Raw genomic sequence first — 9,627 nt, forward strand, 5'->3', positions numbered from 1 at the left:
TGAAAGGGTTTAAATGAGTTTTAACCTTGTTCCTGCTCGGGATTCTGGATCAGCAAGCCGGCCAGTTTGACCATTTCGGCTTGAACATTGACCATCTGCGATTCAATCTTTTTCAAGTCCACTTGGCTAAAATCTACCTGACCATTCAGGAGGGGAGAAGCCAGCACTTGCTGGTTTGCAGACATCATATTATTACGAATCTGGTCAATTTCCTGACTTTTCAAGTTCAGGTTACCCAGCACCTGATTAAAACTGCTGAGTTGCTGTTGAAGCTGGGTCGCAGTGGATTGCAGCTGCTGGGTATCTTTGGCTTCGACCGCCGTTTGCAGTTCGGTCTGGGTCTGTTTTAACTGTTCCACATAACTGCCGGCCTTGAGCTGCAAGTCGGCGACATCCCGAACCATATAAAACATATTGCCAGATTTAAGCTCATTTGGTGTTGCCGAGCCTTGTGGCTGAGAGGCTGGTTCCAGATCTGACGTTGTTGTATCTGCCTGTTCAGTGGGTGGTTCGACAGCCTGTTCACAGCCCATCAGTAAAATTCCCGAGCTAAATAATGCGAAAGGAAGGACAGCATTGGCAAGAATCTTGGACATGGAATCAGGGTCTCGATACAGGTGATAGAATTTGAATAGTGTTTAATATAAGGATAAACTATGGAGATAAAAAAGATTGTTGCAAACTCATAACAATTCTTCTGGATTTTAAATAATTAGCCAGACAGAAGTGAGAAAAATCTAATAAAAATGAATAAGTAAATATTTTATTTTAAGCGGGGGCGGCTCGTTTGGCCGGCGATTAACTTGAAGACTTTATTGTGTTGGATACTCATTAGACTATTATTTTCCTGCATCCTAAGCAATTGCTGATTGTGCACGGGTTAGTTGAGTCTTTACAAATGTAGGTGAATATTAATTTAGTAAAAATAAGAGTTTTAAATAGAAATAAGTATCCATTATAAAAACGGATACTTATTTTAATCTTAATACTTATTGGAAGAGCAGAGCGTTATTTTGCAAGTTCTGCATTCACCGCATCTACAATCCGTGGATCATCTGCAGTAATGTCCGGTGCAAAACGTGCCACCACTTCGCCATTTTTATTGATCAGGAATTTTTCAAAGTTCCAGAGTACTTCCGGTGGCTGGTTAGGGGTCAGGCCATAATCGACCAGATCTTTCCACCAAGGACCTTCGCCGATACGTTCCGGTACAGCCTGTGTAAGAGTGGTATATAAAGGATGCTTGTCTTCGCCCGCCACAGAGATTTTTGCGAATAACGGAAAGTCGACTTTATAATTCACCGAACAGAATTCCTGAATCTCGGCTTCACTGCCTGGTTCCTGCTCCAAAAAGTTGTTGGCAGGAAAGCCCAGAATTTCCAGACCTTCAGCTTTTTTGTCATCATACAGTTTTTGTAAACCTTCATATTGCGGCGTCAGGCCACATTTAGAAGCGACGTTGACCACCAGCAAAACCTTACCCTGGTACTGGTTTAAAGTGGTTTCTGTTCCGTCAATGGTTTTGACTGGAATGTCATATACAGAGCGAGTCATTAGATTTCCTGTTTATTGCGACTGAATCGGTATTTGTTTTAACGGGTATTCAGATTTAGTACAAGTACAAACAGGTGAGCTGATTTACTTAAGGCAGTAAAATTGCTGCAATATTATGTGAAAAATCTATTATGCTAGGGTGCGAATAGGAATAGCTTAATACAAAACCAGCGACTCATGGATGACAGTATGACACAACAACAAAAAGCAGTCTGGTGGGCCATGGCCTTACCACTGACCGCAGTTTTGATTTGGTCTCTGAATATGACGGTTACCCGTTATGTGGCAGATTATATTTCTCCCATCAGTATCAGTTTTTACCGTTGGGCTTTGGCTTTGCTAATTTTAACTCCCTTCATGTTGCCCAGAGTCAAAGCAGCCTGGCCAGAAATCCGTCCGCATCTCGGACATTTTGCCATTTTGAGTGCGCTGGGAATGGTGCTGTATCAAGGACTGGCTTATAGCTCGGCACACTACACTACTGCCACTAACATGGGGCTGATCAATGCCTTTATTCCTATTTTTACCATTATCGTGGGTATTTTTGTTTTAAGGATTCGCCCGACACAGGCTGCAGTGCTGGGAAGCCTTTTGTCGTTTATTGGCCTGATGTATGTCATGGCGCAAGGGCAGGGCCTGCAGTTCTTAAGCGTAGGTGAAAGTTATATTGGCGATCTGCTGATGTTGATCGCGGTCTTTTTCTATGCCTGTTATGGCGTATTGCTGAAGAAATGGCAGATTCAGATTCCACTACTACTGAGTCTGTATATCCAGATTTTTATGGCTTTTCTTTACCATATTCCTTTGATACTGATTTTAGGTCTGGACAGCATCAATAGCGCGAATGCAGCTAGCATTGTCTATGCCGGAATTTTTCCTTCCATTGCCGCGCCCTTATTCTGGATGATGGCTGTGCAGCAACTTGGTCCAAATCGCAGCAGTATTTTTATGAACCTGATGCCGGTTTTTACCGCAGTAGTCGCATATTTGTGGTTAGGCGAAGCCTGGACCATGTATCACACTATTGGAGGCAGTATTATTTTATTGGGGGTTTTATGGGCGCAATACCCCGGGAAAAGCCAAGTCATAAGGAAGTAGCCCAGTTTTTAAAATCCTTAATTGTTTAAATATTGATCATTTAGGCATGTTTTTTTAATAGAATTCATCTGTTAAATACTGATTTCTGAATGTAACAATAAATAGAAAATTAGCACTTTATTTTAAAATCGGAATGGAATGAGTTAGATATTTTGAATTTTCAATAAAAGTTCTACTTTGTTAATAGAAAAAATGTATTAATTGAGTTTTTTATTGTACTTGTTGTTGTGACTAATTTCTCGCATAATGCGCCCATCGAGAATGATCAAGCAAAAAAAACCTTGTTTTATCAGGCTCCCAGAGATTTTCTGAACCCTCTGGATGTGATTTATGCACATCCTTTTTTATGCTCAGCCATCCCTATATGGTTGAGCTTTTTTTTGTCTTAAAACTTTAGTCGGGTTTGAATATCCCGACTAAATCCGCTAAGTCTCAGTCACGAATAACCGCGCCAGTGAGTGCATCAATAATCCGGCTCGGTTGCTGACTTAAACCAAGGTCGCCATTCAGATAATTCAGGTTCTGGTCAAAATAGCGGAGGGCATCCTGAAGTGAGCGGGCAGGTTCCATACCGGCAGGATTGGCACTGGTCGAAACGATAAAACCACCAAAGGCCTGACACAGTGCCACGCAGAGCGGGTGAGTGGTTACACGTACGGCCACTTGAGTATGCTGACCTTTAATCCAGTCAGGAATCTCTTTATTTGCAGGAAGCAGCCAGGTGGTCGCACGCTCAGCAGGCCTGTCATGGTTCCAGGATTCAATCACTTTTTCACGCATTTCTTCGCTTAAATCCTGTAGCAGATGTTCTACCTGTGAAAGATGAGCTGCTAGCAGAATCACACCTTTCTCAATCGGGCGCTGCTTCAATTCTAAAATCTGATGAAATGCCTGTTCATTATAGGGGTCGCAACCCAAGCCCCAAACAGCCTCTGTGGGATATGCCAAGACTTGTCCGTCTTTAAGCCATGCTGCTGCTTCGGCAACAGAGGTAGTGATCATGTGAATACCTTTATCAAACAACAAAGCGCTATTGTGAACCTTATTTGAGAATCCGACAACGTAGATACAGGCCGGCTTGCTGGGTGCAAAAACCGAGTAACTCCAGTTCCATCAGTTGACTGGTCAAAGCAGATACCTCTTGCTGAACCTGCGTTCCCAGTTGATCCAGACTCTGTCCCACCCAGTCCAGCTGGTTATACAGACTGAGCAGATGTGGCGGGATCTGTTGTGATTCTGCTGCAGCGACTTCCAGTTTGGGAGTATTTTCCAAAGCCTGCCATTGCGTCGCCAGTGCCAGTTCTTCAATTACCTGCTGTGGATGGTCAATCAGAATCGCACCCTCACGAATCAGTTGGTGGCAGCCCTGATGATGCTCACTGTAAATATGTCCCGGAATGGCAAACACGGTTTTGCCTTGCTCGGCTGCCAGTTTAGCCGTAATCAGAGAACCACTTTTTAATGCAGCCTCTGCCACAATGATGCCTAGGCTTAAACCACTGACAATTCGGTTGCGCCGTGGGAAATGGTGCTGCAAAGGCAGTGTATCTGGCAGAAACTCACTGATGACGGCACCGCCATGCTCAATGATTTGCTGGCGCAGTGACTGATGCTGTGCTGGATAGGTTTGATCCAGTCCGGTCGCCATCACTGCAATTGTCCCCTGATGTTGTAGGGCAGCCCGATGAGCTGCTTCATCAATACCATGTGCCAGACCGCTATTGATATAAAAACCCTGTTCACTCAGGTAAAAAGCAAAATCATAAGCTACTTGCCGGCCGTGTGGACTGGGTTTGCGGCTGCCCACAATGGCAATCTGTGCCTGAAGCAGGGTGTCGGGTCTACCCTGACCAAAAATGATTGGGGGTTTATCTGTATAAGGATGCAACTGCTGCGGATAATGCGGATCGCCATGCAATAAAACAAAGTCACTATCCTGCTGGATCTGCTGCAGACAACGCTGAAATTTCTGCTGGGCTTCGGGAAGAGAAAATTCTTTTAAGCGCTGTACATGATTGGCATGAATACCGAGTGCCTGCCAGACAGGGGCTTGATCCGGCTGAATGGCATGGGCCAGTTCGGCATAATGTTGACTGACTTTATGGAAACTCGAAAGAGAATGCTGAACCAGATACCATAACGTAATTGTTTCCAGTTGCGCGCGCGATAACGGGTTCAGCATATTGAGACCTATAAGGTTGTCTTCTTATTATTAAGTTTTTTTATTTAGACAAATATTTATTCATCTAAAAGAGGTGCTTGAATTCCTGCACCAACCTTGATTGGTAATTCGCTCTCCAGCACATAGGCATAGCTCAACTGATCGAAGGTTTTAAATACCATGATCTGGCCAATACGCTCACCTGGCAATTGCACACGTTCTTTAGTTTTAGGATCAGTCACCACTTCACCTTTCTGGTTGACACTAAAGACATGACCCGTCTGAACCCCATGTGCCGTACCACGGTCAATGGTCACAACACTATGACGTGCTGCGGTACCAATTGATCCCAATACGCGAACAATCTGGCCACCGGCAGCAATGTTTTCCGCGCTGGTCGGATAGAACAGGGTTGGTAACATTGGATCATATTCAGGGAGTACACGGTCACCGCGACGTACTTCAGCATTGTAACTGTCCGTCAGTTCAAGTGTGGTGACATCACCTTCGTTACGTACTGCAATACCAGACGCCACCTGTTGCAGCTCAAGTGCAGCAGTATATTTCTTGCCGTTTGCATCCGTAAATACATACGGTTCCGCTTCACGATAAACGGCATAGCGTTGACCAACTTCCAGACCGTTGCCACGTGCATACACTTTCTGGCCTTTGCCTGCCAGTACGCGCTGATCTGCGGTTCCGAGAATATAGGGTGTACCTTGAACTGAATCAGGCGCCATCAGGGTATAACGCTCTAGCCATTGCCTGATATTTTCTAGTGGAATCACGGGAATAGTGTTATTTAAAGATTCAACCCGAATCTGGGGTTGCAGGGTGGTGCTGCCCAGATAGCGGCTGATAATACCCTCACAACCATCCCCTTCGTCTTTACCAATAATTGGACGACCCTGGTAATCACACATGAGCAGGCGGTCACCGGGGAAAATCCAGTGCGGATTTTTCACGTGTTTATTGCTGGCCCAGATTTCCGGCCAACGTACCGGATTTTTCAGGAAGCGTTTTGAGATATCCCAAAGCGTATCGCCTTTTTTCACCACATAAACGTTCGGTGCATTGGCTTTTAATGCCGGTGGATTAACGTTGCGCGCAGGTGCTGCCTCGGCAGAATGAATGGTCCCCATACTGACGCCAACACAGACGGCAAGTGCCAGCATCTGATTTTTAAACCCCAAGGCACTAAAAAATGGCATGCCTTTCAAAACCTTTTTCATTATCATAATTCCTAAAATTATGTGCGTAGTTGCGTTATAATAACGATCTTACACACATTTTTTTGATGAAGCATTCCCTTCATTTGGTTTTTTTGATCAATGGCATAATTGAGGACGCAGTATGGCCTTATTACCTATTTTAAGTTTCCCGGATCCCCGTCTTCGTACCATTGCACAACCTGTCGAAGAAGTGACTGATGAAATTCGTCAGCTCGCTGCGGATATGTTTGAAACCATGTATGAAGCACCAGGTATCGGACTTGCCGCGACTCAGGTGGATCGTCATATTCAGCTGATTGTTATGGATCTGTCTGAAAATAAAGATCAACCGATGGTGTTCATTAACCCCAAAATCACACCATTGACTGAAGAAACGCAGCCCTACGAAGAGGGCTGTCTGTCAGTCCCCCAAATATACGATAAAGTTGATCGTCCGTCACGCGTAAAAATTGAGGCAATTAATCTGGAAGGTCAAGCATTTGAGCTCGATGCTGACGGACTTCTCGCTGTGTGTATCCAACATGAAATGGATCACTTAAATGGCAAGTTATTTGTTGATTATTTATCTCCACTAAAACGCCAGCGTGCCCGTGAAAAAGTGGAAAAACTGGTACGCCAGCGTAATAAAGACAAAGTAGCAGTGAAACGTTAGGATAATTTCAAAGTCTATTTTAATGGCCAAACCAGCCCAATTCTGATTGGGCTTTGCTATACTTGGCCTAGATAAATTTAAGGGCTTGCCTATGGTCCTGCGGGGCGGTCTGCTACTTTCCTTGGTAGCAGTGTTTTTACAGATTGCGGTATTTTTACAGCCTTTATTGCCAAAGCAATATCAAGTTGCTCCGGTCTGTGAAACCATCACGCATGCACTTTTAGACAAATCCTCTGTTGATCATTCTCACCATGCCGAGCAGCACGCTCAGCATTCTGTCACAGCACAGCATATTCCTGCTGATGTCCATGAGCATGATGCCAGCCATCAATGCCAGTACTGTACCGTCTATGGCAACCTGATCTTGCCGCCTGAACTGGACATTAAAGAAGTTCTGGACCGAATCCAGGTCAGACTGCTGGCTTTTGAAAAAACCTTTAAGCATGTCTGGTTTGCTCTGCAGCGGCTGTTCCTGTTACCGCAGGGCAGAGCTCCACCACTGCTTGCATAAATCCACGGTGTTTTTCGTCTGGGTCTTGAGTGACTTAGACCGTGTTCAATTTATGTATTCAGTGAGATAGAAAATGGCTCAGCCTAAGTTTTTTCTACAGCCACTTGCGGCTGCGATTTGTATTGCCTGTTATTCAGCTGCGGTAATGGCCAATGAAGCCATGCCTGTACAAACCATGGCGCCGATTGTGGTGACCTCGACTGCGGGGAATGATGCCAACGGACTGATTGTCCATGCCGATCCTAAACAGCCGATCCAGCCTGTTCCTGCCACAGATGGCGCAGATTATCTGCAAAGCATTGTGGGTTTTAGTTCAGTCAATAGTGGCGCAGGAACCAATGGGGATGTCACTTTCCGCGGTATGTTCGGTTCACGAATTAAAATTTTAACGGATGGCACGGAAAACCTGGGGGCCTGTCCAAGCCGGATGGATTCGCCCACCTCCTATATTTCCCCGGAAAGCTATGACCAGATTTCGGTCATTAAAGGTCCGCAGACGGTGCAATATGCCAATACCGGTTCAGCCGCAACCGTCATTTTTGAGCGTTCACCTGAACAGTTTGATGCAGACAATCACTATCGCGGTCAGGCCAGTGTCCTGCTGGGCTCCTTCGGACGTCTTGACCATAATGTTGAAGTTGCAGCAGGTGATGCACAGAAATATATTCGCCTGAATACCAGCCGCTCTGTTTCAGACAGTTATAAAGATGGTAATGGCACGACTGTTCCTTCCGATTGGGAGCGCTGGAATGCCGACATTGCATTAGGCTGGACACCGGATAGCGATACCTGGGTAGAGTTGACCGGGGGCAAGGCGGATGGTGAAGCTGTGTATGCCGGCCGTGCAATGGATGGCTCCAAGTTTGCCCGTGAAAGTCTGGGTTTGCGTGTTGAAAAGAGAAATGTCAGCGATGTGATCAAGAAAATTGAAGCACAGGTAAACTACAATTTTAATGACCATGTCATGGATAACTATAGTCTGCGCGAGTTCAAGCCTGGCGGTATGATGAGTATGCCTATGGCCACCAATGTGGCGCGTAAGACATTGAATGCGCGTATGGCCGTGACCAGTGAATGGGATAAATTACAGCTGATTACAGGTATCGACAGCCAGAATAATCAGCATAGCAAACGTAACGGAAATCTGATGACAGCGTATCAGAATAAGCCACGTATTAAAGATATGGAGTTCCAGTCGATCGGTGGTTTCGGTGAGCTCAGTTATGAGGTCAGTGATAATCATAAGTTGGTGAGTGGCCTGCGTCTGGATCAGGTCAAAGTAGAAGCAGTGGAGTCAAACCAGGAGCGTAAAAAAACTTTACCAAGCGCTTTTTTGCGTTTTGAGAATCAGCATCCAGACCATGATGATGGCAAGACTTATATGGGTATTGGCTATGTCGAACGTATGCCGGATTACTGGGAGCTGTTCAGTCCAAAATCAGGCAATGGTCATCCAAATACCTTTAAGAACATTGATACTGAAAAAACTTTACAGCTGGATATTGGCTACCAGCATGAACATGGTAATTTCAGTTCATGGGCATCGGCATATGCAGGTGTGATCAATGATTACATCCTCACGACTTACTTGCCGACAGGTAATATGGGAATGTTAGAAGCACATAGCCGAAATGTAGATGCAACAGTGGCAGGTGCAGAAGTCGGAATCGGATATCAGTTTACTGATGCGATTCAGGCTGACCTGAGTGCGATGTATGCCTGGGGTGAAAATACCAGTGACAATACGCCGTTGCCACAGATTTCACCTTTAGAGGCTCGGGTAAATTTACGTTATATCCAGGATAACTATACTTTGGGTGCCTACTGGCGCCTGGTCGATGGCCAGAACCGGATTAGTGAGCGTGAAGGCAATATTGTCGGCTATGATCTTAAGCAAAGTGCTGGTTTTGGTACTCTCTCTTTAAATGGTACATATCATGTAAATGACAACATGGATCTTTCTGTGGGTGTCGATAACGTACTGGACCGTACCTATGCCGAGCATTTGAACAAGATGGGCAGTTCCGGTTTTGGATTTGCTGCCAATGAGCAATTTAATAATATCGGACGGAATTACTGGGCAAGAATCAGTATGAAATTCTAATTTGAACTGAAAACAAACAAAAAGCAGGAGTTTTTTCCTGCTTTTTGTTTATGGTAGTAATTTAAATTCATGTTTATCAGTAAGTTAATATTGTTTTGTTTTGCATTAAATAATAACTCAAACTTTTATTAAAATAATTTTTATAAATAAAACAGTAACTTATGAATTTTATGGATTATAAAATAAACATGCGTTTGTAAAGTTTAAAAAATGGGGTTGCAAGGGATGTGAAATGCTGTAGAATGCACATCCATCGGCGGTGATGAAGATTAAAACTTCTGATAAAACAGTGACTTAGTTAAGATTGATTGAGTT

At 44.5% G+C, this 9,627-nt stretch carries 9 protein-coding genes; 4 read left to right on the plus strand and 5 right to left on the minus strand.

Annotated elements, in window-relative coordinates; translation table 11 throughout:
* Positions 1-20 precede the first annotated feature (20 nt).
* Together AY607_RS03000 and AY607_RS03005 are read right to left on the minus strand one after the other, a co-directional pair.
* Complete coding sequence (locus tag AY607_RS03000) at positions 21-596, minus strand: hypothetical protein (protein ID WP_064096959.1); 576 nt, start codon at positions 594-596, stop codon at positions 21-23.
* 412 nt (positions 597-1,008) lie between these two features.
* The gene (locus AY607_RS03005) at positions 1,009-1,554 is read right to left on the minus strand and encodes a glutathione peroxidase (protein WP_064096960.1); all 546 of its coding nucleotides are present in this window, start codon (positions 1,552-1,554) and stop codon (positions 1,009-1,011) included.
* 189 nt (positions 1,555-1,743) lie between these two features.
* Here AY607_RS03005 and AY607_RS03010 point away from each other — a divergent pair, with 189 nt between their 5' ends.
* Positions 1,744-2,652: a DMT family transporter gene (locus AY607_RS03010; protein ID WP_064101741.1), complete on the plus strand. Its 909-nt coding sequence runs from the start codon at positions 1,744-1,746 to the stop codon at positions 2,650-2,652.
* Positions 2,653-3,084: 432 nt separating this feature from the next.
* Here AY607_RS03010 and AY607_RS03015 read toward each other — a convergent pair whose 3' ends face one another.
* The 3 genes from AY607_RS03015 to AY607_RS03025 are packed head-to-tail and all read right to left on the minus strand — an operon-like array spanning position 3,085 to position 6,045.
* On the minus strand, positions 3,085-3,654 hold the full coding sequence (locus tag AY607_RS03015; protein WP_064101728.1) for an L-threonylcarbamoyladenylate synthase: 570 nt from the start codon (positions 3,652-3,654) through the stop codon (positions 3,085-3,087).
* A 40-nt stretch (positions 3,655-3,694) separates the two neighbouring features.
* Positions 3,695-4,834 carry a DNA-processing protein DprA gene (dprA, locus tag AY607_RS03020; RefSeq protein WP_064101729.1) on the minus strand — a complete coding sequence of 380 codons (1,140 nt, stop codon included), beginning with the start codon at positions 4,832-4,834 and terminating at the stop codon, positions 3,695-3,697.
* A 56-nt stretch (positions 4,835-4,890) separates the two neighbouring features.
* Positions 4,891-6,045 carry a LysM peptidoglycan-binding domain-containing protein gene (locus AY607_RS03025; protein WP_064101730.1) on the minus strand — a complete coding sequence of 385 codons (1,155 nt, stop codon included), beginning with the start codon at positions 6,043-6,045 and terminating at the stop codon, positions 4,891-4,893.
* A 121-nt stretch (positions 6,046-6,166) separates the two neighbouring features.
* Between AY607_RS03025 and def the strand changes: the two genes are divergently transcribed.
* The 3 genes from def (at position 6,167) to AY607_RS03040 (ending at position 9,312) form a co-directional block, all read left to right on the plus strand.
* The gene (gene def, locus AY607_RS03030) at positions 6,167-6,697 is read left to right on the plus strand and encodes a peptide deformylase (protein ID WP_004644875.1); all 531 of its coding nucleotides are present in this window, start codon (positions 6,167-6,169) and stop codon (positions 6,695-6,697) included.
* Between the two features lie 91 nt (positions 6,698-6,788).
* Positions 6,789-7,208 carry a DUF2946 family protein gene (locus tag AY607_RS03035; protein WP_064101731.1) on the plus strand — a complete coding sequence of 140 codons (420 nt, stop codon included), beginning with the start codon at positions 6,789-6,791 and terminating at the stop codon, positions 7,206-7,208.
* Between the two features lie 73 nt (positions 7,209-7,281).
* Positions 7,282-9,312 carry a TonB-dependent copper receptor gene (locus AY607_RS03040; protein WP_064101732.1) on the plus strand — a complete coding sequence of 677 codons (2,031 nt, stop codon included), beginning with the start codon at positions 7,282-7,284 and terminating at the stop codon, positions 9,310-9,312.
* Positions 9,313-9,627: the final 315 nt, after the last annotated feature.

The sequence above is a fragment of the Acinetobacter sp. SFA genome (assembly GCF_001647535.1).
Lineage (GTDB): Bacteria > Pseudomonadota > Gammaproteobacteria > Pseudomonadales > Moraxellaceae > Acinetobacter > Acinetobacter pecorum.

Coding starts and splice junctions, on each gene's coding strand:
- AY607_RS03000 (WP_064096959.1), bottom strand. CDS start 596: ATGTCCAAGATTCTTGCCAATGCTGTCCTTCCTTTCGCATTATTTAGC.
- AY607_RS03005 (WP_064096960.1), bottom strand. CDS start 1,554: ATGACTCGCTCTGTATATGACATTCCAGTCAAAACCATTGACGGAACA.
- AY607_RS03010 (WP_064101741.1), top strand. CDS start 1,744: ATGACACAACAACAAAAAGCAGTCTGGTGGGCCATGGCCTTACCACTG.
- AY607_RS03015 (WP_064101728.1), bottom strand. CDS start 3,654: ATGATCACTACCTCTGTTGCCGAAGCAGCAGCATGGCTTAAAGACGGA.
- dprA (WP_064101729.1), bottom strand. CDS start 4,834: ATGCTGAACCCGTTATCGCGCGCGCAACTGGAAACAATTACGTTATGG.
- AY607_RS03025 (WP_064101730.1), bottom strand. CDS start 6,045: ATGAAAAAGGTTTTGAAAGGCATGCCATTTTTTAGTGCCTTGGGGTTT.
- def (WP_004644875.1), top strand. CDS start 6,167: ATGGCCTTATTACCTATTTTAAGTTTCCCGGATCCCCGTCTTCGTACC.
- AY607_RS03035 (WP_064101731.1), top strand. CDS start 6,789: ATGGTCCTGCGGGGCGGTCTGCTACTTTCCTTGGTAGCAGTGTTTTTA.
- AY607_RS03040 (WP_064101732.1), top strand. CDS start 7,282: ATGGCTCAGCCTAAGTTTTTTCTACAGCCACTTGCGGCTGCGATTTGT.